The organism is Bacillota bacterium (assembly GCA_013178415.1).
In the GTDB taxonomy this organism is placed as follows: Bacteria; Bacillota; SHA-98; order Ch115; family Ch115; genus Ch115.
Window position 1 is genome coordinate 60,493 of sequence record JABLXA010000012.1, and the last position, 26,944, is coordinate 87,436.

Genomic DNA, 26,944 nt, shown 5'->3' on the forward strand with positions numbered 1-26,944 from the left:
TCCTTTGAGGTGATCCCATGGCTCGATACACAGTTGAGCTTTTCGATGCCAACGACAATCGCATAGCAATGCTAGAACCCATATCTCCCGAGTACCGCCGGCGAGCCAACCAAGCCACCGGCTTTTCTTTTGGGGTCCTTGCTGACGATGAGTCTGTTGGCGACCTCCAGGCGGCGCGGCACTGCATCCTCTACCGGGACGGAGTGGAGAAGGCGGCCGGTTATATCACGGCCAGGGATTTCACCGCGAACCCCTACCGTATTGAGTGCATTACCAATGAGGCCCTCTTGCGTCGGATCATCGTACCTCGTGCCTGGAAGCGGTGGAACGGGATGGACCTGGCCGACGCGGTACGGGATCTGCTGCTTGGATTCAAGACCCAGGTGGCGAACACGGCCAGCGACTGGAACGCCGCTATCGAGAAGTGGAACGTCGACCTAACGACCTGGCCGGGGAAGGTGGTCCTCGCGAAAGACGCTAATGGGGCTTACTACCCGCATGGCTACATTACCGTCCAGTTCGACTTTGGGGCCATTACGCGGTATGATCTCCTTCGCTGGGCCGAAGACGTAGGCGAGGCCGTCCGAATCCGGGCACAATTCCGGACCTCGCCGGACGGCGTAACCTGGAGCGCATGGAGTCCCGAGCTGGCTTCGGTATTCCCGGCTGAGGATGGCGTGGCCCTAACCGGGAATGACCGGTTCATTCAGGTAAAATTACACCTTTACACTGATGATACGACGAGCAAAGATCCAAACGGCGTTCCCACAGGCTACACCCCGATTCTGAACGGTGTTGAAGTGATAGCCCGGGTGCCGGGGCCGGTGAGCGAGGGAAGTATTCCGACCTCGACAGGGGTGACGTTGCAGGGCTATACATTTAATCGCGAGAACGCCCTCCGTATTCTGCAAACCTGGTGCGAGGAATATGGCTACGAGTTCGCTGTAGACGGGGCTAAGCGGCTGCATTTCGCCCAGACCCTGGGGAGCGTGAAGAACGTGGTGCTCCGCCGAACCAGCACCATGGACATTCAGCGGCTCCAGGATAATGCTGACGAGCTGGAGAACGTTGTGCTATGCCTGGGTGCGGGGGAGGGCCCTGCGCAGTTGCAGACGGTCCTCACGGATGCCGATAGTGTAGCCGCATTCGGCGAGCATCCCGGCGTCCTCGAGGACTCGCAGGCCGATACCATGGATAAGCTCATCGCCGCCGGTAATAAGTATCTTCAGGAGCACGCTTGGCCGAAGGAGGAATTCGTGGCGTCTCGCGTCCCGGTATGGGAGCTGGAGGACTTTGGGATCTATGACACGGTAACTGTAGTGGATCCTCTCCGTGGGATAGTCACCACGGCCCGGATTCTCGACGAGGAGCGCAAGTGTGATACGTCGGGCGAGGACGTGACCCTTGGGTTGAATACAACCCTTGACAACATCATCGAGCGGATCGTCAAGGGCCGAATCCCTAAACCGGGCTCAAGTGGAATCCCGCCGGCAGCTCCTGTGGATGTGCGGGCCACTGGAGGGTATACCTACATCCTGGTCACTTGGCGTGGGGAGGGTGACTATTTCATCGTCGAACACTCGACGGATGGAGCCACGTGGAATGTACTGGACAGGCCGACGAGCACGAGCTACTTGCATTCCCAGTTGGCCGTAGGGACTACACATTACTATCGGGTTTATGCGGTGAAGGGCAGGATGATGAGTGCTCCGAGCGCGGTGGTGTCAGCGACGGTCTCGAATGTGCCGCCAGGGGATCTTGATCTCCTGCCACCAGCTACACCGACAGGACTTAACCTTGCATCAGATACCGTTATTACCACCGCGAATATCATCATCGTCCGGGTGATCGCCTCCTGGAACGCCAATACCGAGGAAGACTTGAAGGAGTATTACCTGCGGCGCTCGGAGGATCAGATCAACTGGAGCATTGTCGCTGCTGTCCCAGCAGGCACAACCTCATATGTGGATACCCAGGGCCTCAAAGATCACACGCGCTACTACTATCAAATAGCCGCTGCCGATAAAACTGGGAATATGAGTCCCTGGTCCGGATCCGTATATGTCGATACTACCCCGGACGCGACGCCGCCCAACATTCCGAGCAACCCGCCCACAGTGCTCATTGGGAAGAAGCTCCTAAGCGTGGTGCTGCCAGGATCTGATGACCTGGACCTCGCTGTGTATAAAATTCAGCGTAGGGAGGCGCCAGCTGAATGGGATGCGGCCAATGGTGTCTGGAAGGTGCCAACTAACCCGGCCTGGGGTGCATGGGCTGATGTTCCTGGTGGTCTGGTCCGGGCCGAGACGTGGCAGGACGTGAATGTCGAATATAGTAAGTGCTATAGTTACCGATACTGCGCCATAGATACCAGCATGAATCCAAGCCAGTGGTCCGATCCTAGCCCAGGGGCCGTCCCCAGTCAGACAGGCGAGCAGGATTTGGCTGTGCGGTCTATCCACGCCCAGATGTATTATGAGATCCGGAATGTTATGCCCTACAATTACCTGGATTCTCTGGATTCCTCAAAACCCTTTGAGTGTGATTTTTACATACCGTCCGAGACTACGGGGATAGTGAGTATTAAGCTATCTGCTCGTGGATTGAGATATAGAGCATATTCCAAGGCCGCTCTTCTTTTTGAGATTTTCGGTTCGCCAACTAGTTCTGTCGGAGACCATTCGCATGGGGTAGATTCATTGATGGGTACTACCCTCACTACCTCTGCGGCTGGGGCAGTAAGCGCGCATACTCATAGCTTCGAGGACACCATACCTAGCTCATCGACTGGTAGCGCAGGAAGCCATAGCCATGGAGTGACATATAATTTTTACGCCTATACGTCTTATGGCGGAGATCCCAGCCACTACCATGGGTATGATCGAGCCAACGGGACCAGTTCAGCTGGCGACCATTATCATGGCATTTCTACCACGACGACCAGCAAGAGCACCGGTTCAGCTGGTGCTATATCGGCACATTCGCATACTGTCACGGTTGGGATTCAGTCCGCAGGTGCACATAACCACACAATTAATCTTAGCCATGGCCATGGGCTGGAGTTTGGGATATACGAGGATACGACGCCAGCTGGCGTTAAGCTTTACTGCGACAATGGTGCCGGCTATGATGCGGGGCAGAGCCTTGCGGCTGCTCCGGATACTACTACGCCATATACTCTCTGCACCGAACTTGATCTAACGAGTAAATTCACCGGGACCGGATGGAAGCGCATAAAATTCACAAGCACGCGGTTGGGGAGAATCGCAGCGGTGCTCATAGTGAAAGTAGATGTATCAGCATAAAGGGAGGGGCACTATGATGGCAGAAGATAATGTCGGATACATCAGAATCTCGATAGATGGAAAGACGGAAATTCAAGGGCTAACGCTGGATATGGCCCTGGAATTGGTCCATCATGAATATCTCTATCTTGAAGAGCTCTATCGACATCAGATCCGGCAAAGGATAGCAGGAGATCAAACAAGAGAGGAGAATAATTCCAAAAGAAAGGAGGGCAACTCATGAAAAGTTCTATCATTGCGATAATCGTTTTGGTTCTGTGTCTCACGATGGCTATGCCGGCATGGGCTGGAGAAGGCCAATTTTTCTATGGCCTTGGCGAGCGCCATCCTATGGAAGTAGAGATGGACTGGGCCTGTTTCTCATTCTTGCTGTTCGGGGATAACCATACAATTCCATCTCCAGGACCGGATATATCCATTCAACCTATAGATGTAAGCCAGTGGGCGACCGAGTTGGCATACCGGCATGGTATTGGAGTATTAGGGATAGAGGCTGGGGTTCGAAACATAAGCCACAAGCAAACGGGAGTAATAAAGCAATGGGATGAAGAAAAGGGAGAATGGGCTCTGGTCACAGTTACGATCAAAGACGAAAGTTATATACGGCCTTTTGGGGCTCTTGAGATTGCTTCAGGATTTGGGCAGTTTGAGCTCAAAGGCCGAGCCGGGATATCACAGGATGGAGCTGACTTCAAAGGCAGCTTGGGATGGCGGATTACGGACCATGCCACAATCACAGCGGGCTATAGATATTGGCCGATGGATGCATGGTACCAGGGGCCTTTCGTAGGATTTAGTGCTACCTGGTAGATGCGAGTACAAACGATATAATAGCAAATTTAGCCGCCTCCGGGCGGCTTCTTTATGTACTCGATGTACTCGGGAAAGGGGCGGTGTCATATGGAAGAAGCCATCAAGCCTCTTAAGGATCGCGTGGATCGGCTGGAAAAACGACAGGACATGGTTGAGGAAAGAGTTGGCCGTCTGGAGCAAAGCCAGGCGGCCAATGTCGTCGAGATCGGAAGTATAAAAAGCGATATCGAGGAAATCAAGGAAGGCCAAAAGTGGGCAACGCGATATACGCTAGGAACACTCATAACCGTGATCTTGGCGATCTTAGGGTTTTGGCTGAAATTTATTGCCCATTGAATGGGGTGATTAAATGACCGGTAGAGAAAGGTTTAACAAGATTGTCGAGACCGTACTCGCTCACGAGGGAGGTTATGTAAACGATCCGGTCGATCCTGGAAAAGAGACCCGGTATGGGATCTCGAAAAGGTCATACCCTCACCTGGACATTCAGGGCCTGACAATCGATCAGGCGAAGGATATCTACTACCGCGACTGGTGGCTTCGGCTCCGGCTGAATGAGATCCAGGATGACCGGGTAGCGGGGAAGGTGCTTGATACCTGCGTCAATGTCGGGGCCCGCACTGGCATCCGTCTGCTCCAGCTGGCGCTACACACGGCGGGGCAGCGGCATGTAGTCGTTGACGGGATAATGGGCCCGCAGACCATCCAGGCAGTAAATCAGGCGAACCCGGAGTTGGTCTTGGGGGCGCTGCGGTGCGAGCAGGCTAACCATTACAGGACGTTAATCAAACGAAATCCGAAATTGGCCCGCTTTGAACGGGGCTGGATGACCAGGGCTTACTCATGAGGAGGAGAGAAGCATGGAGGCATTAAAATTGACTGCTACTGACACGTATTTAATAGCCGGCATAATAGCTATCTCAGAGATCGTAAAAAGGGCCCTGGGCCCCAGAGTGCCACGTAGATTGGTTCCCCTGATCCCTGTCCTGGTGACGCTGGTGGCTGGCATCGCCGTAGTGGTCATTACTGAGGCGTGGATATCACCAGGGCTGTTTGTAGCCAAGGTTCTCAGCTGGGCGACCATGGCCATGGGGGCATATAGCCTGACCAAAACTACGGTGCTCGGCAAGACCGGCACGAAATGAGGTGACAACATGATAACTTGGTTTCGGAAATCATGGCGGTGGCTCCTGGGCCTCTTGGCGGCCGTAGGAGCCATTTGGCTGGGCTGGAATAATCAGTCCAGACGCGTCGTAAAAGAGGCCCAGAAGGCAAAATCTGAGGCGGACAAGCTGGAGGTAGACAGTGCGGTCGAGGCGGAGAGACAGCGGCAGCGTCTCCGGGAGGCGGCGGCGAATGCCGCCAAGGTCGAGGGGCTGGATAAACGATTAGAGAGACTGAAAAAGAAGCATGGAATGCTGCCATTCGTCTTAATTGGACTGTTATTCCTAAGTCTATGCGGCCCAGTTAGGGCTGAGGAACCTTCCTTGCCCACAGACTATGCTTCCCTCGCTAAACTCTATTTCGCGGCCCTTGATAAGATCACGGAGCTTAAAGCCGATCTCGAGGAGGCTATCTCTATCGCCGACGGTTACAAACAAGCGTATGAGACCGAGAAGCGGCTCCGGGAGGAAACTGAGGCCGCCGTCACCCGGGGACTGGAGAGGGAGAGGCAGCTACAGGATGTAATCAACAAGCAGCACGAGATTATTCTGAAACTCAGTGGCGGGAAAAATCTCGGAGTGGTTGTCGGCGGGATCGTGCAGCCCGGCGATACGCCTGGGACAATTCGCCCAGGGGCCCTCATTGCTCTGCAAATAGGATTCTAATACTGTCCGGGCTTCGGCCCGGGCTTTTTAATTGAGAGGTGCGGTTCCGGTTCTAGAAGGGTAAGGGCACCGGTGCCGAATCGGTGCCCAAATCTATACGATGAGGCCAAATTGTACCCCAAAAGGCACTAAGAAAAGACCAGAAAATCGTATGAAATCTGAACCTACCAGATTCAACCAAACTCCACAGGAATACTCTTTCGCATTCGTAATGCGCAGGTTATGGGTTCAAGTCCCATTGTCGGCTCCAATTATTTCAAAGAGTTGAAGGAACCAAGAGTGCAGTACAGAGCTTATTGACAGTAATGCTACAGGAACGTCTTATAATCGGGATTGATCTGCTTCTGTTCCCATATATTCCTAACCTTAGAAATGAGGTTTCGTATTTCAAAATATTATAATGTATATAAAATATTATAGAAAATCATAGAAACTGCCGGAGCTACTCCGACAGCGAACAGAATCAGTCTTGTTTCTTAATATGGACGGGGACTTCCCGGCGGGAGACTTTAAAATCTGATGGCTTCCGCTCTGATATTATTCCCTCGAACACCTTCACCATCTCTGAATCGAACTGCGAGCCAGCACCCCTCATGATTTCCTCAAGAGCCTCTTTCTCGCTGACCGCCTTCCTATGTGGGCGCCCATGAGTCATAACGTCATAAGCATCGATAATCGCAATTCTCGGGAAAATAATATGGGCCAGATTAATCTCTTTCCAGGTGAGTGGGCTAAAATAAGCTCCAGTTGGGCCGAAGACAATATTAGTACTACATTTCGAATCAAGTGTTAGATCGTATCACGCTTACAATGTACCCCTTCGTCCGGAAAAGAGGAAAAGAGACATGAAGAATGACTATACGAAGGATAATTATGCGGAGGGAATGAAACAGAAAGTTGGGATGCGCCTGCGCGAGTTGCGCCAGGAGCAGCACCTGAAGCAAGAGGAACTCGCTCAACGGGCCCAGTGTCATCCTACTTACATAGCAAAAATTGAATCGGGCGAGCGGATCCCGAGCCTGGACGTGCTCAAGCGCCTCGCCGATGCCCTTGAGGTTCCGGCTACCAGTATAATCGGAGTCATCGATGAAATCGAGGGGGTGCCGTCCAAAAGCCGCCTGATAGATGAAGTGACACTTCTCCTTTACGACTGCAGCCCGCAGAGAATATATCTTGTGAGGGATTTCATCAGGCTCATAAAACACTATTTCCCCGAAAAGACTCAATCTTGACTCAATGTCAAATCCGCTTACCCGAAGAAGTGGACTCACGGCAGTTCCCCACCGCGAGCTGAATCCTCACGTTAATATGATCGTGCACCCGTGCAACCCGGCCTATCCTGTGGATATGGAAGAACTCGTAAGGGCAGGCGCGCACTTCGGGGTCATAATCGAACTAAACGCCCGATCATTTTCACCGCTCATGACCGGGAAGCGCGATAGCCGTGAGCTATGCATATCCTATTCCCGCCCATTGCCTCCCTTCGGGTGGAAGGATTTTGAGATCGAGAGTCGAACATTTCTTTTTGATACGCCATTTAACATTCGCCATGGTTGCGGTCCCTTCTCCTCACTATTAATAGATTATCCGGAGGTGTCAACGTAATGTCTTTCAACGACGTCCTTGCAGCACTGGGTGTAGTGCTAAATGGAATTCCACAGGGGCTCCTGGCGCTAAGCTTCGGGTTTGCCGCAATGCCCAGCGCACTGGCTTTTATCGTGGGGATGGTGGGTGTCATCGTTTTTCACTCTGTAGCGCCAATCTCCTTCCAGGCCGAGACCATCACCATTGCCGGGCGAATAGGGAAGGATATGCCAGAAAGGCTCACCGCCATCTTTCTTGAAGGCATAATCATGGCGCTGCTAGGTAGCTTTGGCCTTCTTGAGACCATAGTTCACCTTATAGGACCGCAGATAACCAACGCCATGATGGCAGGGGTTGGCATCATGCTAGCGTTCGTCGCGATCGATATGGGGATGACGGATCGCACGATAGGTGTAGTCTCGGTGACTATAGCTATCCTGGTCTGGGTGGCAACGAGAAGCCTGGTTCACACCATCGTATGGTCTGTGGTTATAAGCAGCCTGGTTGGACGTTTTGTTAAATTTGAACCCGTCCAGCATGACGAGAGTAGAGAAAGGATCAAGCTTCAGCCCCTCATATGGCGTTTTTGGGAGAATCCAACGGTAATAAGAGGGGCGCTGGCCCTGTCAATGCTCAATATCGGGGCCAACATTACATTCGGCAAATTAACAGGCCAGCTGGCCGACGCCTACGTTAATGTGGACCACCTCTCCATTTACTCCTCCCTTGCAGATATGGCGTCCTCGCTCTTCGGGGGCTCGCCCGTCGAGAGCATAATCTCGGCGACTGCCGACGCCCCGCATCCGCTGCTTGCCGGCGTCCTCATGATGGGGATTTTTGCTGTCATCCTGCTCTTGCGACTCCTGCCTAGGATCGGCCATTACGTGCCGAGGGCGAGCATCGCCGGCTTTCTTCTGGTTCTGGGCGCCATTGTCACCTTGCCCGTTAATATGCAGCTGGCGTTTAACGGGGTGGAGCTTCAGAGCCCTATGGCGGCTGTGCTGGGCCTGACGACGGTAGTGACGGCCAAGTTTGATCCATTCTCGGGCATGGTGGCAGGGCTGGTCTTAAGAGGCCTCTTTATTCTGGCGGGCCTGATGTAGCTATAAGAAGAAGCGTAGCCATAAGAAGTAATAAGATGCAACTGTAGAATAAAATCTGTGACCAGAGGCCGTAGCCGGAAGCTATGGCCAAAAACAGTAGCCTGAATCAAAGTTGACGAGGTGAAACCAAAGGAAATGCTGTATACCGGGCAGAAATACTATGATCTTGAGATATGCGGTTTGAAGCGACGGCTTCCAATAGTCAAAGTAGGCGACAATCTATGGATAGCATCCTTTGTGATGCTGGGAGACGTCCAGCTCGTCAATATATGCGCGGGAAGCCTTGCAGCCAGGCTTTCCGCATTCGACTTCGACATAATGGTAGGACCGGAAGCCAAAGTAGTCCCATTGTTGCAGGTTCTGGCCACCTTCATGGCTCACAAGAGATATATTGTCTGCCGTAAGAGCCTGAAAGCCTACATGGAAAACCCTCTTTGGGTCGAGGTGGCATCGATAACTACAAAGGGAGCCCAGCGGCTCGTGCTGGACGGTCCGGATGTGGAGCTGATACGGGGGAGACGGGTGGCCGTCGTGGATGATGTAGTATCAACGGGTGGAAGCCTGAAAGGAGTGGAAGAGCTTATCCAAAAGGCCGGCGGGGATGTAATTTGCCGGGCCTGCGTTCTCAAGGAAGGGAACGAGTATGTGGGGGACCTTATATACCTGGGGGAACTGCCGACCTTTAGTAAGTAGTAGACCATGCCGCCGCCGGGCGCCACCCACTGAGCGGCCATCACTTCACCCACTGGCCGTCCATCAGGAATGGGTCTCGGAAGCGGCCAACAAAGGCGCGGACAGAGACCTTCTTCCACTTCGCGAATATGGGCGGGACCTGGGCGATCATGGGGTATGGAGTATCGGGTATAGGGTATGGGGTATAGGGTGGCCATATCTAGCTAGGCCGCCCTCAGGCTCCTCCCTAAGGCTCCTAGCGGAAAACCCAATCCATCTCTAGCTCAAAGCCGTCAAGCAGGGGACTTACAAGCGTTGTGCCTGACGGGTAGACCTGGACAGTAGCAAGCTCCCTGCATGTCCATCTCCGGGTTCTTTGGCGCATCCGGGTCCTTCACTACTTCTTTCACAACGTCCGGTTTCACAACATCCAGGTCCTTCACCATAATCACCCCGCTCGCTCATATCCATCAAATTTCCATATTGCCATCCTTATTCTACCAGAAAGAAGACGGCCTGTCAATGAACCAAGGCCAGGCCAATGCCATGAACCAATGCAGGCCCTCCTAATATGGGCTCCCTTTCATTGATAGAACATTCGTGCATAGAACATCCGTGGGACATCTTCGGAGACTACCGTCATCTCCCGGTACCGGATTCGACCAGCGCTGTGAGTCCCGGGGGACGTGGAACGCGACAGCTATCATATAGCTTTAGTCTTAAATACACCCATGGATCATCACAATCCCCACCGCGGTTCCTATCCAAGATGACCGTGACGCGCGCACTGATATGCATCCCCTCATCCATTCTTGGCGCCAGCATCTCTGCCAGCGTTCGCCGGAGGTAGCCCAAATCCTTACTTGCGGTGGTGATGACCCGGATGGCGTTGGGATCGTACGGATTAACCGTCTCATGCAGCAAATATACTTCATCACCCACCTTGAGAGTCTTGATATTCTTCGGACGGTCGTCATATCTGGTCCCGACCACGCGTGCATAGAATTCATCTACTTTTTCATAATAGTCATAGACCTCGGTCATCCGCTCGCCAAGGAGCACTCCCCACATGAAGCCCTGCGGAACATACTTCCCACCGGGGGGATGGCTGAAGGAATGGTGATACTCATCCGCAAATGCATTGAGCAGAATATCGGATGGAACAAGCTCCTTTACCAGCTTGATCTCCTGCCGTCTCCACCTGGGAACTTCATTGAGATCACAAATCCCGGGCAGCAAGGCGCCCTGGCGCAAAAACGCGATGCCCCTCAGCATGGTACCTAGATGGTAATCATGCTCGCCGAAATCATCGAGCAGCCCCTTCGAAAGTGCCTCTTGAATGACATCCTTCATTATGCATCCCCCGCAGAATAAGACTTCGTGGAAAGACCGAGCGTATCCTGGTCATATCTCTAGCCCCTGCCGAAGGTGAGAAAGGCGCTTGACTCCGCCGTTCGGGTTCCCTTACTTCCGCGTCTCCTCGGTTAGGCTGCTTCAACACTCATCAGTATGGTACAATTATGGAACACTGCCCGGGGAAATACAAGAGGACCCTGTAAGGATGCGCCCCGCAAGGATACATTCTCTGCTTGGATGCTTCCTCTTTCTGGCCAGTCAGTAAGGAGCCCCGGCTTTCTCCTTAAGGCCTCCAGATATGCCTACGAAAGCTTCTTGATCTTGGTTTGATGGTAGAAGCCGGCATTCGAGGGAAAATATTGACAACAGAAAAGATAATATGATAAAATTATTACATTAACAACTAACAAGGAAAGTATTGATTTTTATATCTTCGCGGACGGAAGACAGATCTTCAGCCCGCTATGTTAGACCGGCAGAAAACGGGACTGAAAATGTTAATTGTTTATGTAAAGAAATGGCGATACATGTTTTTTGACCCGATTTTGACCCGATGACGAGGGGGTGACACGGTTGATTGAGTGTGGTAAAGCGTCGCGGCGGGTGGAAATACGCCGGACGAAGCGGCGGAAATTTGTGGCGACCGACGCGACTGGCCTGACGCTTGTGCCGGAATGGGTACAGCAAAGTGCATCAAGAGAGTATAGCGCAAGCTATCACGAAAGGGATGGGGCCCATGAACACATGTGATTATGAGTCAGCTTTTCCTGAAACCATCCCGGCCAGGGGTATCGAGGGTTTCAGGGTTGCCAGGTATGAGTTTGTCATTGAAGCTCTTGAGACCCTCTCCTTGCCCGATTATAAGGGCTCCACATTGAGAGGCGGGTTTGGAGCGGCATTCAGAAATGTCTCCTGTTCAGCTCGGAAAAGCGATTGCCGGACATGTGTACTCAAGCCTGCATGTCCATATGCTTATGTTTTCGAGACCGCGCCACCTGAAGGATCAGAGGTATTGAAAAAATTCGAGCATGTGCCTCATCCCTTTGTCCTGGAGCCGCCTCAAACTCGAAAACGGGAATTCGCCCCGGGTGAGGAGATTCCTTTCGGGCTGGTCCTCATCGGTCGAGGAATCGAGTTTCTCCCCTATTTTATCGTGGCCTTCCAGGAATTTGGGAGGACGGGGATCGGGCGGGGTCGAGGAAGATTTCGACTGGCACGGATTTATTCTACTATAGGAAGGAGCCTCAATAGCCTTGCCAGCCCGCCACTGGCGGCTGCCGTGGATGACCGCGATGAATCCGGCAGCTTATCGTCGACCACTATTGAGAGGCGCCTCGATGCAGCCCACGGCCCGCTCATATTCGACGGCCAGGAGAACAAGGTCTATACCCGTGATACAGTCATTAGCTGGGACGACATCCAGGAGACCGCAACCGCGCTCCTGACACATATCTCCGGAGATACCGGACGACAGCTGGCCCACGGTGATCCTACTATTTCCAATAGCGGCCCCCATGTAATGGCCCCCCGCGTAATGGTTGTATTTCAGACCATGACACGTCTGAAGTTCCAGGGGGGGTTCGAGGATCGCCCGGAGTTTCATATCTTGGTCCGCAGCTTGCTCCGGCGGATCTCATCACTTCTCTACTTCCATCACGAGACCAGGCTGGACATAGACTTTCGCGGATTTATCTCCCGCGCGGAGGGGGTCCACCTGGTAGCACATGACACGCACTGGGTTGACTGGGAGAGGTACTCAAGCAGGCAGGATGCCCGGATGAAACTAGGCGGGATTGTCGGTACTGCGGTTTATGAGTTCAAGGATATGGGCTCCGTGGTACTCTTCCTACCGTGGCTTGTTCTCGGGCAGTATGTTCACGCGGGGAAGGGAGCGACTTTCGGACTTGGTCAACTCGCCGTTATGTCCCATTCTCCACAGGCAGCCAATGGCTAAATCCAGCCATCATCGCCGGGCAGCGACATTTATCGTGTGTCGCGACATGGTGATATCATCAATAGTGATATCACCAGGGGAAAGAATACAGGGGGAGATCGCCGATGCCCACAAATACCATAAACATATGCGTAACCAACACTGCGCCAAAACCCGCGGAGCGCATCCCGTCGAGATCTCTCGCGCTGTTCCAAGCATATGCTTCCAAGGAATACGGTCAGGCCCTATGCCCTTTCGAGCATCAAGCCTCGGTGTTTGAACGTATAGAGAAGGACCAGGAAGTTCGCCTCATCGCCGGGACCGCCTCGGGGAAGACTCTGGCCGTCGCTGTGCCTCTTTTCGCCAAGCTCAAGGCTAGCGAGATTCGCCACGCGCTTTTCATGTATCCGACGGTCGCCCTGCTTGAAGACCAGCGGCGCGTCATGGATAGCCTCGCGGAAATATCAGGGCTAGAAGCTGGCGAGCTGCGCGGCGGCATGAGCCGCTCCCGGTTGATAGCGGCACTTATCAAACCAGTGATCCTGGCGACACCTGACGAGATATACTGGTTCTTTCGGAGGAATATCAAGTATAGCGGCTTGCTCATATATGGCCTGTGCCAGGTCGACGAGTTCGTCCTGGATGAGGCTCACCTCTTCAACGGGCTAATGTTGAGGAATTTTGAGCATCTATGGAAGCGCATAAGGTTCCTGGCGGGTAACCTAGGTAAATCGCCGAGGTTGCATATTCTTACAGCAACTCCCACAGAAGGTCTAGAGCGGCTCAACGACGCACATCCCATCGTAGGAAAGTCAAAATGCGGTGATGTGCAGGTTGAATTCCGTGTGAGCGGTCGCCGTGAACGTGCGCAAGATTTGGCGCATACGGTCGACGAGGCGCTCGTGGAGGGCGGGAAGAAAGTGCTCGTCGTGTGCAACTCTGCTCGCACAGCACACCAATTGTTTGAGAAGTATAAGGTCGAAGACACCGCCGCGATACCGGTTCAACACAAGCTGAGGTTTGGAAAGCTTCCTCTCGGTGCTCTCAGCGCATGGCTGGACAGGATCGGCGCTGACAGACAGCTCATGAATGAGCTGGGCCAGCGGCTATTTAAAGAGGAGGATGTGGTTCTCGCGGATGTCCCTGGCGGAACACACCTGGAAGTCCCGCTCCAGGATCTGGTTGCGCACGCTATGGAGGCACTAGAACGGCAGTGTTGGCGCATCAAGAGGGCACTTTGGGAACGTGCCCAGCGCCCGGGTGAGACCTGCGAGTCCCTGCTGAACAACCGTCCTTTGCCTTGTCGCATAATCGCCGTAGTACGTAGAGAGCTGGAAGCCGCAACAGACATCAAGGAACAGCAGACCATCATAGACCAGTGGCTTGCTGACACCGGAGATAAGATAAGCGGCATTCAGCAGGATCCCATTCACTGCGAGGCGCCTGAGTTCAAAGAATTGGGGGATGCATTTGTATCCGTAGGTATCGATAAAAACCTGGCATTTCTCATGGTAAAACGATTGGTTCTTGAAATGAAAGCTGACCCAGCGCAAGTCCCTGTGCGTGGCATGAGCCACCGCCCCGTATATTTGCGCTGGCTTGATCAAGCGGTAGGGACCGAAGCCGCAGAGGCAATACGGCGTGCCGCCGCACAAGGTCTGCAATCGGGTGAACTTGATGTAGAATGCCGGCACATCGGGGTATGGAAAGATGCAGGCATCCCCGTCATCGTTTATTCAGGTAGTATGGCGAAGCAGGCGCGCACGGGCCTGATAGATGTATTCAGGGATCTGGAGCAGGCGGTGTTGATATCTACGTCAGCCGTCGAAGTGGGCGTTGACTTTTATGCAGATACGCTCATCACTGAGGAATGTGAGAGTAGCTCTTTCCTCCAGCGCTTCGGGCGAGTTGGACGGCATGAAGATGCCAGCAAGGTGATCACGCTGGTGGATGGTGATTCATATTCCATCCTCAGCCCTCTTGACGGGACAAGTATGGATAGAGAAAGATTCTCCTCTAAGATCAGAGAAGTTTTCCCCCAACGAAACTACACGGATGGTTCGCAGCTTCTTGACGCAAGCCACTACCTTGTCAATGAGCAGCTGGGGCGGACCGGCCGGAGGCTTAATGAAATGGCAGAATTCTTGAAGGTCAGGCCAATTGCCGAAAAGGTGCGCGCAGCAGACATTGAGCTCAGTTTTGGGCTACGAGGCACTATGCCACAGATTGCGCTCCGAGATGGGGTCGCCAAGGACGCGTTTTATCTACTCCGCTACATAAACGATGAAGATCTCCGTCCTTCTGATTCGCCATTTTTGGCGGCGCGGGCAAAGACCTGGTTTACTTCATTGATTTTCAAGCCGGCGTCGTCTGATATATTAGTGGACCTGGAAGAGACTCTTAAGGCGAGTAAGTATCTTTTCGTATTGGAAGGGTCCAATGTTTGCGTTCTCTCACAACCCGCAGTGGGCTGGACTTATCTGGAGAAAATGCTCGCGTACTTTGGCCGGGTCGGCGCTTGGAACAAGACACATCCCGGCAACTTCATGCTCCTTTATGGCGATGTTTATCTATCCCGCGTCGACCGTGAAATACAGGATCTTATGCCAGTGCGGAACAGCGATCAGGACCCGGTATTCATTCCGAATCAAACTTACCTCTTCTTATTTGGCTGGACCAATGCGGACGAGACGCGCCGTCTTCTAGAGGAAACGAGAGTGGCAGATTGGGAGGAATTGTATTACGATTGGAACCAACTCAAATACGCCTCGGGGGCCGGCATGCCAGGAGGCATGGTCATCCTGGAAAACGCCACAGGTGCATGCTTTGCCGCATACAGGGAGTTGGTGAATCATGTTGGTCGAAAAGTTTAAGGGTATGCTGGGCAAGTCGGCGCATGGAGGCCAAACACTCTATGATCATTCCATGGCTTCCGCGAGGATCGCATGCCGGGTGCTTACCGACAGCCGATTTGCGCCCGATTGGTTCCCAAGCCAGAAACGCGACCAGATCCTGTTCGCGATATTCATGCACGATGTGGGTAAACTCGACCCTGCATTCGGGGCTATGTTGGAGGCTGCCCGAAGCGGGCAACCGTTACCCTCAAAGCGAGTAAAGCATGAAGCGAGTACCCTCGACTTTGAATCGCTGATCATCGAAACGGAAGAGGAAGTGAAAGACCATCTGCGCGCTATTTTTGGGTACCGTTTCACGTCGACGATTGACCTCAACGAGGTGTTTGCATTCGCGGTCACACACCACGGATTATTCTATATCTCCTTCGAGAAGCGGGACGATCAAATAGTCCGACGTATCCGTCGCGAATGGACGGTGTTCAACTATGGCGAAGTGGCCCGCATTACATTGGCGGACCTACTTTTCGACTATCACCCAATGGGCGGTCTGGTGATGATTTCGGATCTGCTTGCCTCCTTTTGCCATGAGCGACAGATTGACGATGCCGATGAAATCATCAATAAGGCTCATTCTCTGAGGGAATTGGTGGATCTCTTGCTCCGGGAAGGAGCGGATCAGGTGGTTGAGCGCAGCATTCAGGAGTATGAACCACGCACCGGAGGCCTGCATGATATACTCACTTTATTAGCGGGAGGGCTAACATAATGGACGATATTGGCGATATTATCCTGAGTCAGGCGGAAAATGCTGTCAAGAAGTTGGGAGTAAGAGATATCGTTTCACCTGAAGAGGTTGCCCGCAGCATAACCAGTCGGTCCACATATTGGGAGAAGCCCATGCCGACCGGCGAGCGTTTGCTGTTTATCCGGCTCTTCTCAGGTGTCGTCCAACGAGAGGAGACTTTCCTCGGGAATATTCTCTTTAATGCATTCTTGAGTAAGGCGTTTCTGCGGGCGGTCTCGGAGAGAAATCTGGGCCACATGGAGCTGGTGGCAAACGACCTCGAGAATTACTACTTCCTGGCGCGCACCACAGGCGGCATAGAAGAGCTTGCAGGCGCGCTGCGCGCCGAGGTAGAGCGCAGCTTGCCGGATCTATTCTTCGGCGCCCCCAGCGAGTCGCAGGGGATCTATGGAGACCTGGGCCGCATGTTTACTTTTCGTAAGAGCGACTTTGAGCCATTCCCTGTATATGCTATACCACATTTCCTTGCGCCTAATCTCGAAAAGGCGGTTCGCGAGCAGGTACGGAAGCTGCTGACAGGAGATCAATCCGCCAATTCTATCAGAACGATACTTGCTGCAATTGCATTTTTTTACGGTCGCACGAGCAGCGGCAGCGGTGACGCTCAAAGCTTCCCCAATTTCGCCGACCATCTTGTAAATGACGCCGGTTACGATGGGTTGCTTAAGGCGGATGAGGTAAGGCGAGCATTCAATATTCCTGAGGTTACCAAGGCCGCTATAAAGGAAAGCATCGACACTGAAAGGTATAGCAGGCAGGAATTAAGAGCCCTGCTCTCGGGGCTACTGGACTCCTTCGCGACAAGTATTGATAGTGGCTCGGGCAAATGGTTTATGGGGTTCTTACATAAGAAGGAAAAATTCATAGCCCTGCCGGCACATGATTATGTTGATTTGCTCCTTGCCGACATCCAGCTTGGATACCATCTATTTCGACGAATAACCGTCGCAAAGCGGGTACCCTGCCGGCTATGCAACATAGCAGAGGCTCTTGTCGAGGATCGGTACGTGACAATGGGCCTCAACTCATTCAAGTTCAACAACCAAAGTGTCCGACATCAGGCAGCAAAAGTATGCCCAAGGTGCGCGCTATATTCATACCTCGCTCAAAAGCTGCTGGGCACCGAGATGGTATCGGCAGGTGGCAAGCTGCCGCAGGTTCCAAAGACCTATAACCTCATTTTTCATTATGGCATGCATACCAATGATGAAATACAGCTCCTGGCCTCCCGGATCGACCAACTCTGGGATCTGATACGGCGACACCGTGACATAGAACAGATAAGACGAGAGAACGTAAGGCAGGTTCAGGCGCTGGCTGAGAAAATGGACCATGAACGAGATGCCGCGAGAAGGTCAAAGCTGGCAGAAGAGCTCGCTTCCAAGAAGTCCGATCTGGAAGTGGTGCAGGCCAACCTTGCCAATGCCGAACAAGACATAACACATAGTTTCCCATGGCTGAAGGAAATGGGCGGGTCGCTTGTTCCCGCTGAAAATTGTTTTCTCGATATAATGGCCAATCTGCAAATTTCGGAGACCAGAGTGGAAAGGCATGTGTTGGGGCTGGGAATTGACGGCTATCGAATGATACTCTTTGTGCTCCCTCAGATCCGCGCGCCACGCGATGCCAAGGAACACGATTTCGCGCAGCGCCGATTTTCCAATAGCCGTATCACCGTGACCGTGCTCCTGTCATTTCTGCGAGAGCTATGCGGCTGTGACGGTCCATTTTATTACCAGTCGCTCCCGACGCTCAGTCTCGATGCATTCCGGCGCGACACGTTCTACGTCCGAAATGAACCAATTGATATTGCGCAGGTACATGATGAATATGAGGTCGTCACCCAATTGGCCTGGAAACTTGTCCACCAGCGTGGAAGCGAGGGGTTTGTTCGAAAGGTGGTGCTTGCCGAGAGACTGCTCGAAGATCCATTAGCCACTTTTGCGGAGGTGATGCGAGATAGCCCGGTACTAGGGCAGACGAAAGGATCGTACAAACGGCTCCCGGGAAACTACCGGCAGGATTGGGGCGCATATAACATGACAGAATATGCAAAGTTCATCAACAAGCTCTGGAGACTTCAGGAGGTGAAATAAAGTGGCGATGCAGGTTGACCGCGAAGTCATTGATGACTTTTGTCCTCGGTTATTCCGATTGCTTGACAACCTGGATTTGCTCCCCCGCCGTTTATCGGCGAAACCAAATGAATTCGAGAAATATCCGCGTCTACTTTTTGGGTGCATCCAGCGGTACAACGACGTAGAGGCAGGTTTCAAGGAGTGGGAAAGCCGTATCCTCCGCGAAACCGCATATAAGGACGAGTATTATCTTGAAATCGAAGCCTTAAGGCAGTGGATGCTTGCCCATGGCGAGGCATTTGCAAAGAAGTCAAATATCCAACATCTCTCCACCAGTCTATATGCAAGATTATTCCAGTATCTTTACCCTCGCAGGGTGCTGGCTAATGCATATTGCCTAAAACATAGGGGCGAACCAGAGGTCCTAAGCAGGTTTAAGAGATTTGTTGACGCGAGAGATGGAGAGACAAGGCAAGCTGCAAAGGTAGAGTTGGAGCAGCTTCTTGACACCGATTTTCAACAATCGGTCGAGCCGGCAGTCGCGAACCTGATGACCGCATATGCCGACGATTGGAAAACAATTATCAACGATGTAAAGAGAAATGTGATGGCCGGGGCCAGGTATTACCACAAGGTACTAACCGGTGAACAGGCGCCTGTTTCATCAGAGGCGGGAGCTCAAATCGAAAACTATGAAAAGGCTGAGGAGGAATAACCATGGCAGACGAGAGAATAGACCGGTTTGCTGAGCAGCTGGTTGGCGTCGATACCCTGCTGCCGCGGGAAATCACCAAGGGGAATAAAACAACAAAAATTGCCCAGGCGATTTATACCAGACAGGTCGTGACGATTGTTGGCGTAAAGATTGCGGCGAGCCGCTTTCTCCCGGTCTCGCACGCAGGATATTCTAATGAAACTTATGTGGACAAGATTGACTTGCTGGGTAAAAAGCGCGCCGAGTTCATTGGCCGCAAGCTGAAAGGAATCGAACGGCGGGCCCATATGGCATTGTTTCGCGAGATGACGGAGGCAGAAACCGGCGCCAAATGGGGCGAATTCTTCTCTGAGAAGTTCGGCAAGGAATGCACCATCCCGGATGGTCTATGTATTGCGTGCTGGAATTGCTCCCTCTTTGGCGGCCTTGAGACCGGTAAAGGCGCGACTTTCTCGAGGGTACGCTATTTCGACACATTTTCTATTGAAGATGCCACTGAGTGCATTCAGAGCGACGAATCACCAGAGCAAATGGCAATAGGCAACACGGTAGGCGAGGACCTAAGCGTCGAGCGAGGTGAGGCGTCCTTCCATCGTTATGAGTATGTCAAGACTGGCACCCATTTCCCATTTATAACCATCATCGAAAGCCCAGCTTTACTAGATATAGCAGGTTATCTGGCTGCTGTCAAGCTCGCAGATCAGCACGGCTATGGGAAGTATTCAGCGAACCATGGAAAGTTTACTACAGATTTTATAGCCGTATCAACTGGGTACCCCCTCTTTTCGATCCTTGATATGCTTGTCTGGCTGGACGAAGGTAACCTATCCAATGTTCAAGATAGGCTCAAGTTCGAAGCTGCGATTGACAAACCAGTGACCCTATTTGGAACCGACATTGATGAATTGGGTAGCAGGCTCAATGAGGAATTTAAAGCCTACATCGCTGCATTAAGCGTTCCGCCTAGGGATAGGGAACCACGGAGAAGGGGCACCAGATGAGGTGATTGTTGATGCTCTATGCTAGAGCGCTACTGCTCCGCAACTGCGGTCGGTTTACCCATGTGAGTTCAGATTTTGGCTCGCAGTATCATACGCACATATTCGTCACGAGCGAGGCCCTGCATGCCGGTCTGACCCGAGGAGCGACATGGCGTCACACAGATAGATATGTAGACCTGACCCTCGACGCGGCCAAGGGTCTTGGGAGGGATTATTTCCACTGCGATTATGATGTAAGTCGCATGCCTGTATGGTTCACCCCTGGCCTGTTCGTAGACGAAGGCCTCCAGGTACTTGGCAAGTCACATCAAGCGGTGGATAGTCACTACTTCAATGTCGTAGACGAGGGCTATCCAAGCACCGGAGCCAATGGGCGGCCTTATTTCGTCCCGACCTATGGAACTATCGAAGGAGTACTACCGGACCACCGGTTGTTTACCTGGGCACTTTCTCCGTCCCGCACAGAACTTGAAGGATACATCCGTGGTCAGGTCTTCCTCCTGGGCAAGAAACGCACCATGTTTCAGATCGTCAGTATGGGGAATATAGTGGATGGACAACGAACGAATGAAAAATGCAATGTGCCCTACCTTGAACTTCCCCCTGCCGATTCTCAAAGGTTCGCGAGTTTCAGCGTGCTGGCCGTAACGGCCCGATATATTCTCCTCCAGGGCGAGACCCGCGATTCTGTGCCGTGCTGGAAGTTTTACGACGGTTTGCCTTTCGGGGAACTCATATTGCCAGAGTTCTATCTCAACAGCACACCGCTGCCACGAACTCTATGGGACGCGAACCGGCCCTAGGTACCGTAGATTACATTAGACCGTTGCACATGTCCGGGGGGTATTGAAGCCTATGCCAGCAGAGTCAGGATCGAGTTCCGGTCAGATTATTATCTCAGACTTCGGAGCTTTCGTCGGGAAGAAAAGCGAAAGACTGATCATCAAACAAGGTAAGGAGATTATCGAGCAGGTCCCATTCCACAACCTCCAATCTCTCATAATCAGTGGTTCCGGAATCTCCATCTCTGCTGACGTCATCCAGGAGTGTATGGAGCACGGTATCCAAATCGATTTTTTGACATTTTCGGGGAAACCCTACGCAAAGTTAACTTCACCGGGCCTGTCCGGGACCGTGATCACGCGCCGTGAACAACTCCTGGCTTATTATGAAAAGCGCGGATTAAGGCTAGCGAAGGCTTTCATCGAAGGCAAGCTCCGCAATCAGCAGGGCCTACTTCATTACTTCGCAAGATACCGGAAATCTGAAAACTGCGAGACGTTTGATGTGCTATCCAATATGGAAAACCAGATAGCCGACATGGTGAAAGAACTTGAAACCATCGACGGCAAATGTGTGGATGACGTGCGAGAGCAGCTCCTGTCCGTTGAGGGCCGTGCCGGGGCGATTTACTGGGGCGGTATTAAAAAACTACTGGCAAGTAATATCGAGTTCGAGACTCGAGAGCACCGTGGGGCCAACGACCCTTTCAATTCGTTACTCAACTATGGGTACGGTATCCTCTACTCGACCGTATGGGGAGCTATTGTGCTCGCCGGTCTCGAGCCCTTTGCCGGATTCATCCATACCGACCGCCCCGGCAAGCCCAGCCTCTGCCTGGATCTCGTCGAGGAGTTTCGCCAGCGAGTCGTGGACCGCACCGTGGTGAGTCTCGTAAATCGAGGATCGACAATCAAGTTGCAGGAAGGCCTGCTTACGGACCAGATCAGGAGAAAGCTCATCGAAAACATCCAGGAACGACTCGAGGCAAAGGAAACATATCGTGGGAAGCAGCACAAGCTGAAAACCATCATTCAGCTTCAGGCCCGCCGGATCGCCAGTTATCTTAGAGGCGAGACGGACTATAAGCCATTCATTGGACGCTGGTAGGCCTACAAAATATCTCCACCAGAGGGGGGTCAGTCCTGAACACCCTGGTGATTTACGATATCCCAAGCACAAAGATCCGCAACAAGATTGCCGAGGCGTGCATGGACTATGGCCTTGACCGGATCCAGTGGAGTGCATTCCTTGGAGACATTAATCATAATCGTCGTGAGGAACTTGAGGCCAGGCTGAAAAAAGTCCTCGGCAGACGGGCAGGAAATATCCAAATTTTTCCGGTATGTGAAAAAGACCTGGGCTTGCGCGTCATCATAGAAGTCCGAAAAGAAGACGAGAGGATTGGGGCCGACAGCAAGTCACGAAAGCGTCGGAAGTGCAAAGATAGACCTGACGAGAAACAAAAGGAAGAGTGATCACCTGCCGTGTTATCTGAGCTTGAAAGGCCCGGGCAACTTCAACTGCGCGTGACCGACGTAAAACAATTCGTCTACTGTCCGAGAGTCGTGTACTTCTCTTATCTCCTGCCAATCGAAAAGAAAGTCACCCGTAAGATGGAGTACGGTAAGGAAGAGCACATCGAGCTCGACCGGCTAGAAAAGCGGCGCACGTTCCGCGCGTACGAGCTCACGGATGACGCTGAGCGAAGATTCCATGTCAACCTAAGTTCCGAGAGGCTGGCGCTCTCAGGGGTCCTAGACATGCTCCTGGTACAGGGAAACGCCTATTACCCCGTAGAGTTCAAATATACCCGCCGTCCCCCTGAACTGAATCATAAGTACCAGCTCATGGCCTATGCAATGCTCCTGGAGGATACTGTAGGGAAGCCGGTGCGGGCAGGGTTCGTGTATGTGAGTGAGGATAGGATCGCCTACCCGATAGACTTCACGCCGAATATGCGCAAATTTGTCCGTGAGATTCTCGCCTCTATTCGGGAGATGATCAAACGCGAGCAGATGCCTCACCGAGCCCGCCAAAAAAAGAAATGCGTGGACTGTGAGTTTCGCCGGTTTTGTAACGACATTGAGTGAAACTGCGAGGTGAGATGGATGTATTTTCTGACCGATGAGGAGCGCCAGAGACTCCTCAAGGGTATTCTTCCTAAGTCAAGGTCACTTGAAATCGCCCAAGAATTGCGCGGCTGGAATTGGCATCAGCCGCCGCTCGAACCAGTGTATGATATACCTCTTGCCGTCTACGAGATCGCCGGTAAATATTGTTCCACAGGCCGGGATATCTACCTCCGGCGGATTCAGCACCTGCGTGCTGCACCAAACAAGGACATGATCATGGGCTCAGCCTTCCATGAGACTCTTGCGAGCATCCTCGTAAGGGCTAAACGTCTGATATATCTACATGGTGTAGATAATCTGCGTCAGATTCTAAAAGAGCTTCCAGAGCCTCCCCAAGGCATTGTCGAAAGACGCAAGCACGATCTCTCGACTGAGGATTGTACCGAGCTCGAACGTCGGGTCAGCACTATACATGAGTTTGAGGTTGCCCGGCTCTCTACCCGGATCCAGGATACTGTGGCAAAGCAACCTTACATCAAGGAAGATTCCCTTGTTGCCACCGCCATCCCGGTGATGATCGAGCAGAGACTTGATGGCTCTTTCCTGGGATTAAGCCAGATGCTCAGCGCGGACGCATTTGTTTTGCCTGAGCCAATGATCATGGATTTGAAATATGGTGAACCTAGACAATTCCATAAGCTTGGGACAGCCGGGTATGCACTTGTAATGGAGTCCCTTTATGAATACCCTGTCAATCTGGGATGTGTCGTTTACCTCAATTTCAATGGTGACCGTATTACGGTGTCAAAGGACATCCATATTATTGATGACGAACTTCGCCAACGGTTCATGGAGGAACGTGACCAAAAAGCACGCATGATTTATGAAGAAATTGACCCCGGCGTCGCGAAGGACTGCTACCCAGCCTGTCCATTTAGAAAGCACTGTAAATAATTGCTCATGCAGGCATTTACGTTGTGACACCCTTACCATCATTGTTGTGGAGCGCGGATGGGCTTATAATTATAAGTGGTATCGCCGCCTTCACCAGACGATAGTTAAAGGGCGGGTATCGGGGGTGGACTATGGTCCTCGCGTGGTGCGGGTTCATACGGTTTAATGGAATTGGCTGAGACTGCCGGCTCTAATGGTGTGATATCTTGTACAAATACCTGCAATTGTGGAGGAGAATCCCGCTCAAAGTAGAATATGTAAATTCAGTAGTATATCATAGTGTATTGTATGGTAATATCTGTATCAAATATGCTAAAATCCCTCTGATTTCGTACTGAATGACACTCAGCGCATCCATAGCAATATATGGAGAATGTGTCCCAATCCCTTGTGACACAAGGAGCAGGGGAGAGGTATTCAAATGTTAAAATCCCCGGGGTTTTTATCCCGAAAACCGATTTTGACATAGAGGAGACGGGCAGCTATGATTGGAAGAAGGCGAAACGCAATAATGGTGCGAGGCGCACCGAGGCACCGAGGTCGGTTGCAGTCCTTGACCCGATGACGAGGGGATTGAAATTATTATTATCGCCGAAGCATTGCACTACCTGTTAAGGGGAGTTGCAGTCCTTGACCCGATGACGAGGGGATTGAAATAGTTGAGTGTCGGAGACTATTGCGATTTTGAGATGCGTGTTGCAGTCCTTGACCCGATGACGAGGGGATTGAAATGCCGCCAACTGTGCTTTCCCAACCCCATACAGCGCCGGGTTGCAGTCCTTGACCCGATGACGAGGGGATTGAAATTACTCGGAGGTTATTCATCTGCGCCGGCATTATTACAAGTTGCAGTCCTTGACCCGATGACGAGGGGATTGAAATTTGTCAATTCTGCCCAATACCATAATATCACGGGAAACGTTGCAGTCCTTGACCCGATGACGAGGGGATTGAAATTTCCTCGTAGATGTCGGCAGTATCCTTCGGGAGGAGTTGCAGTCCTTGACCCGATGACGAGGGGATTGAAATTATCAATCGTTGCCGATAGTACGATCTCAGCATTCTGTTGCAGTCCTTGACCCGATGACGAGGGGATTGAAATAGCATGGAAGGAAGACACCCAGACCTGGATTGATGGTTGCAGTCCTTGACCCGATGACGAGGGGATTGAAATAGTCAACCTCTCCTGCAATTCCCCGGCTAATTTAACCGGTTGCAGTCCTTGACCCGATGACGAGGGGATTGAAATCGCTCCGGGCCGGATTGGATAATCTCCGGCACGATGTTGCAGTCCTTGACCCGATGACGAGGGGATTGAAATCTTTCCTAGCCCCAGTAAATAGACCAATGACTCGATGAGTTGCAGTCCTTGACCCGATGACGAGGGGATTGAAATTCTGCTGCTCCTCGATGTTGGTATGAGTGGCGCGGCTCAGTTGCAGTCCTTGACCCGATGACGAGGGGATTGAAATGCTATCAACAGGTAATGCGTGGGGAGATTCCTCATGTTGCAGTCCTTGACCCGATGACGAGGGGATTGAAATTCCCCTGCGCTGCCGAGGATATTTAAAGCTATGGCGGTTGCAGTCCTTGACCCGATGACGAGGGGATTGAAATTTTATCCTCAGCCCCAGCCAGCTAGGACCGATCAAGTGTTGCAGTCCTTGACCCGATGACGAGGGGATTGAAATTAACTCTATGTCATTGCCTCGGTAAAAAGAGATGTCCAGTTGCAGTCCTTGACCCGATGACGAGGGGATTGAAATTGCATATGGCGGTCTGTCACAATCCCAGGGCTTTCTTGGTTGCAGTCCTTGACCCGATGACGAGGGGATTGAAATAATTGGACGGAGTGACATGCAAGGCGCGATATTTCAAGTTGCAGTCCTTGACCCGATGACGAGGGGATTGAAATCGAAACGAAGCCCATCCGAAGATACGATCGCGAAAGAGTTGCAGTCCTTGACCCGATGACGAGGGGATTGAAATTCCCTGATTCTGATGGCGGCGAGATAGGAATAAGGCCGGTTGCAGTCCTTGACCCGATGACGAGGGGATTGAAATGTCCCTACAGAGGCAAGTCTGAATGGGAGATATACAACGTTGCAGTCCTTGACCCGATGACGAGGGGATTGAAATGCTTCCCGCAGCGGCACTATCAACGCCTTACGATCCTCGTTGCAGTCCTTGACCCGATGACGAGGGGATTGAAATTCCCTGATTCTGATGGCGGCGAGATAGGAATAAGGCTGGTTGCAGTCCTTGACCCGATGACGAGGGGATTGAAATATGTACTACATGGCTTTCCGATATCGCTATCCATGTTGGTTGCAGTCCTTGACCCGATGACGAGGGGATTGAAATGTAGTGTCCCGCCGCCTCACTTCTGAGCGCCGCCAAAAGTTGCAGTCCTTGACCCGATGACGAGGGGATTGAAATGCCGGAGCTTAGGGTCATTCCCCACTTCCTTGCGGTTGTTGCAGTCCTTGACCCGATGACGAGGGGATTGAAATACAACGTGGATATGTGGCGCGAGTGCCTGCGCGTTCGTTGCAGTCCTTGACCCGATGACGAGGGGATTGAAATCCTCCCCAAGGCGGTGGAGGCTGTACGAGGGCAGTTAGTTGCAGTCCTTGACCCGATGACGAGGGGATTGAAATCCTTACCCGTAGGGAGTTCGGAGCGGGATCAGCTATATGTTGCAGTCCTTGACCCGATGACGAGGGGATTGAAATTTTTCTTAGCACGCATAAGGTCTGGGATGACCGGTCATTAAGCGGCCGCTTGACGGGTCCAGTAACCATTCCATTCACCGTTATGCCAAAGAGTAGTCAAAGCGCAAAGGGTATTTGAACCTTCTATGGACCAACTCATCCCAGCCCCCTTCTGGCGCCTCGCTACCAAAATGTCATTTGCTTTCTCTACAACGCCATTTCCGTTATATTCGCGGTTTATCCTCCGTGTATTATAGTCCTTTATGGCTGGCTTCCTCGCCTCAAGATACGAGAGCAACTCCTCAAACCGCTCCGGATTCCGCGGCTCGGGCAGTAGAGTACGCAGTCTGTCTATCGACTCGTCCACTTTCC

Annotated in this window: 27 protein-coding genes and 1 CRISPR repeat array; of the genes, 23 read left to right on the forward strand and 4 right to left on the reverse strand. The window is 52.3% G+C overall.

Annotation, left to right across the window (positions count from 1 at the left end; all coding sequences use genetic code 11):
• Window positions 1–17 precede the first annotated feature (17 nt).
• The 7 genes from HPY52_10835 to HPY52_10865 all read left to right on the forward strand — a co-directional run bounded on the left by HPY52_10835 (window position 18) and on the right by HPY52_10865 (window position 5,947).
• The gene (locus HPY52_10835) at window positions 18–3,305 is read left to right on the forward strand and encodes a hypothetical protein (protein NPV80753.1); all 3,288 of its coding nucleotides are present in this window, start codon (window positions 18–20) and stop codon (window positions 3,303–3,305) included.
• A gap of 16 nt (window positions 3,306–3,321) precedes the next feature.
• A complete protein-coding gene (locus HPY52_10840; GenBank protein ID NPV80754.1) occupies window positions 3,322–3,528 on the forward strand; it encodes a hypothetical protein in 207 nt (68 codons plus the stop codon).
• Window positions 3,525–4,115, forward strand: a complete 591-nt coding sequence (locus HPY52_10845) for a hypothetical protein (protein ID NPV80755.1) — start codon at window positions 3,525–3,527, stop codon at window positions 4,113–4,115. Before HPY52_10840 ends, HPY52_10845 begins: the two co-directional genes overlap by 4 nt.
• 90 nt (window positions 4,116–4,205) lie before the next feature.
• The gene (locus tag HPY52_10850; GenBank protein NPV80756.1) at window positions 4,206–4,454 is read left to right on the forward strand and encodes a hemolysin XhlA family protein; all 249 of its coding nucleotides are present in this window, start codon (window positions 4,206–4,208) and stop codon (window positions 4,452–4,454) included.
• Window positions 4,455–4,467: 13 nt separating this feature from the next.
• Window positions 4,468–4,965, forward strand: a complete 498-nt coding sequence (locus tag HPY52_10855) for a hypothetical protein (GenBank protein ID NPV80757.1) — start codon at window positions 4,468–4,470, stop codon at window positions 4,963–4,965.
• Window positions 4,966–4,978: 13 nt separating this feature from the next.
• On the forward strand, window positions 4,979–5,263 hold the full coding sequence (locus HPY52_10860; GenBank protein ID NPV80758.1) for a hypothetical protein: 285 nt from the start codon (window positions 4,979–4,981) through the stop codon (window positions 5,261–5,263).
• Window positions 5,264–5,272: 9 nt separating this feature from the next.
• Window positions 5,273–5,947 (forward strand): hypothetical protein, encoded by a 675-nt coding sequence (locus tag HPY52_10865; protein ID NPV80759.1) that lies wholly within the window; start codon window positions 5,273–5,275, stop codon window positions 5,945–5,947.
• A 463-nt stretch (window positions 5,948–6,410) separates the two neighbouring features.
• Here HPY52_10865 and HPY52_10870 read toward each other — a convergent pair whose 3' ends face one another.
• Window positions 6,411–6,602 (reverse strand): hypothetical protein, encoded by a 192-nt coding sequence (locus HPY52_10870; GenBank protein ID NPV80760.1) that lies wholly within the window; start codon window positions 6,600–6,602, stop codon window positions 6,411–6,413.
• Window positions 6,603–6,792: 190 nt separating this feature from the next.
• On the opposite strand from HPY52_10870, the gene HPY52_10875 reads away from it, so the two are divergent.
• The 4 genes from HPY52_10875 (at window position 6,793) to HPY52_10890 (ending at window position 9,327) form a co-directional block, all read left to right on the forward strand.
• Window positions 6,793–7,179: a helix-turn-helix transcriptional regulator gene (locus HPY52_10875; GenBank protein NPV80761.1), complete on the forward strand. Its 387-nt coding sequence runs from the start codon at window positions 6,793–6,795 to the stop codon at window positions 7,177–7,179.
• A gap of 4 nt (window positions 7,180–7,183) precedes the next feature.
• Complete coding sequence (locus tag HPY52_10880) at window positions 7,184–7,552, forward strand: hypothetical protein (GenBank protein ID NPV80762.1); 369 nt, start codon at window positions 7,184–7,186, stop codon at window positions 7,550–7,552.
• On the forward strand, window positions 7,552–8,634 hold the full coding sequence (locus HPY52_10885; protein ID NPV80763.1) for an NCS2 family permease: 1,083 nt from the start codon (window positions 7,552–7,554) through the stop codon (window positions 8,632–8,634). The genes HPY52_10880 and HPY52_10885 overlap by 1 nt, the downstream gene beginning before the upstream one ends.
• 135 nt (window positions 8,635–8,769) lie before the next feature.
• Window positions 8,770–9,327 (forward strand): adenine phosphoribosyltransferase, encoded by a 558-nt coding sequence (locus HPY52_10890; GenBank protein ID NPV80764.1) that lies wholly within the window; start codon window positions 8,770–8,772, stop codon window positions 9,325–9,327.
• Between the two features lie 272 nt (window positions 9,328–9,599).
• Here the strand turns inward: HPY52_10890 and HPY52_10895 are convergent, their stop codons facing one another.
• Entirely contained in the window at window positions 9,600–9,752 is a 153-nt protein-coding gene (locus HPY52_10895) for a hypothetical protein (GenBank protein NPV80765.1), read from the reverse strand.
• Window positions 9,753–9,945: 193 nt separating this feature from the next.
• Window positions 9,946–10,659, reverse strand: a complete 714-nt coding sequence (locus HPY52_10900; GenBank protein NPV80766.1) for a hypothetical protein — start codon at window positions 10,657–10,659, stop codon at window positions 9,946–9,948.
• 576 nt (window positions 10,660–11,235) lie between these two features.
• Here HPY52_10900 and HPY52_10905 point away from each other — a divergent pair.
• The 12 genes from HPY52_10905 to cas4a all read left to right on the forward strand — a co-directional run bounded on the left by HPY52_10905 (window position 11,236) and on the right by cas4a (window position 23,858).
• The gene (locus HPY52_10905) at window positions 11,236–11,412 is read left to right on the forward strand and encodes a hypothetical protein (protein ID NPV80767.1); all 177 of its coding nucleotides are present in this window, start codon (window positions 11,236–11,238) and stop codon (window positions 11,410–11,412) included.
• Window positions 11,399–12,616, forward strand: a complete 1,218-nt coding sequence (gene cas6, locus HPY52_10910) for a CRISPR system precrRNA processing endoribonuclease RAMP protein Cas6 (GenBank protein NPV80768.1) — start codon at window positions 11,399–11,401, stop codon at window positions 12,614–12,616. The genes HPY52_10905 and cas6 overlap by 14 nt, the downstream gene beginning before the upstream one ends.
• A gap of 104 nt (window positions 12,617–12,720) precedes the next feature.
• Window positions 12,721–15,468, forward strand: coding sequence for a DEAD/DEAH box helicase (locus tag HPY52_10915; protein NPV80769.1), 2,748 nt, complete (start codon window positions 12,721–12,723; stop codon window positions 15,466–15,468).
• A complete protein-coding gene (locus tag HPY52_10920) occupies window positions 15,449–16,216 on the forward strand; it encodes a hypothetical protein (protein ID NPV80770.1) in 768 nt (255 codons plus the stop codon). The genes HPY52_10915 and HPY52_10920 overlap by 20 nt, the downstream gene beginning before the upstream one ends.
• A complete protein-coding gene (locus tag HPY52_10925) occupies window positions 16,216–18,351 on the forward strand; it encodes a hypothetical protein (GenBank protein NPV80771.1) in 2,136 nt (711 codons plus the stop codon). The genes HPY52_10920 and HPY52_10925 overlap by 1 nt, the downstream gene beginning before the upstream one ends.
• Window position 18,352: 1 nt before the next feature.
• Window positions 18,353–19,048: a hypothetical protein gene (locus tag HPY52_10930; protein NPV80772.1), complete on the forward strand. Its 696-nt coding sequence runs from the start codon at window positions 18,353–18,355 to the stop codon at window positions 19,046–19,048.
• Window positions 19,049–19,050: 2 nt separating this feature from the next.
• On the forward strand, window positions 19,051–20,049 hold the full coding sequence (cas7d, locus tag HPY52_10935) for a type I-D CRISPR-associated protein Cas7/Csc2 (GenBank protein ID NPV80773.1): 999 nt from the start codon (window positions 19,051–19,053) through the stop codon (window positions 20,047–20,049).
• Between the two features lie 11 nt (window positions 20,050–20,060).
• The gene (locus HPY52_10940) at window positions 20,061–20,852 is read left to right on the forward strand and encodes a hypothetical protein (protein NPV80774.1); all 792 of its coding nucleotides are present in this window, start codon (window positions 20,061–20,063) and stop codon (window positions 20,850–20,852) included.
• A 52-nt stretch (window positions 20,853–20,904) separates the two neighbouring features.
• Entirely contained in the window at window positions 20,905–21,939 is a 1,035-nt protein-coding gene (cas1, locus tag HPY52_10945; GenBank protein ID NPV80775.1) for a CRISPR-associated endonuclease Cas1, read from the forward strand.
• A gap of 35 nt (window positions 21,940–21,974) precedes the next feature.
• Complete coding sequence (gene cas2, locus HPY52_10950; protein ID NPV80776.1) at window positions 21,975–22,307, forward strand: CRISPR-associated endonuclease Cas2; 333 nt, start codon at window positions 21,975–21,977, stop codon at window positions 22,305–22,307.
• 9 nt (window positions 22,308–22,316) lie between these two features.
• Window positions 22,317–22,922: a CRISPR-associated protein Cas4 gene (gene cas4, locus HPY52_10955; GenBank protein ID NPV80777.1), complete on the forward strand. Its 606-nt coding sequence runs from the start codon at window positions 22,317–22,319 to the stop codon at window positions 22,920–22,922.
• 18 nt (window positions 22,923–22,940) lie between these two features.
• Window positions 22,941–23,858, forward strand: coding sequence for a type I-A CRISPR-associated protein Cas4/Csa1 (cas4a, locus tag HPY52_10960; GenBank protein ID NPV80778.1), 918 nt, complete (start codon window positions 22,941–22,943; stop codon window positions 23,856–23,858).
• Window positions 23,859–24,401: 543 nt separating this feature from the next.
• A CRISPR array of direct repeats spans window positions 24,402–26,593; the repeat unit is 37 nt; unit sequence GTTGCAGTCCTTGACCCGATGACGAGGGGATTGAAAT.
• 37 nt (window positions 26,594–26,630) lie between these two features.
• Here the strand turns inward: cas4a and HPY52_10965 are convergent.
• On the reverse strand, window positions 26,631–26,944 hold a 314-nt coding region (locus HPY52_10965; GenBank protein ID NPV80779.1), incomplete at its 5' end, for a hypothetical protein.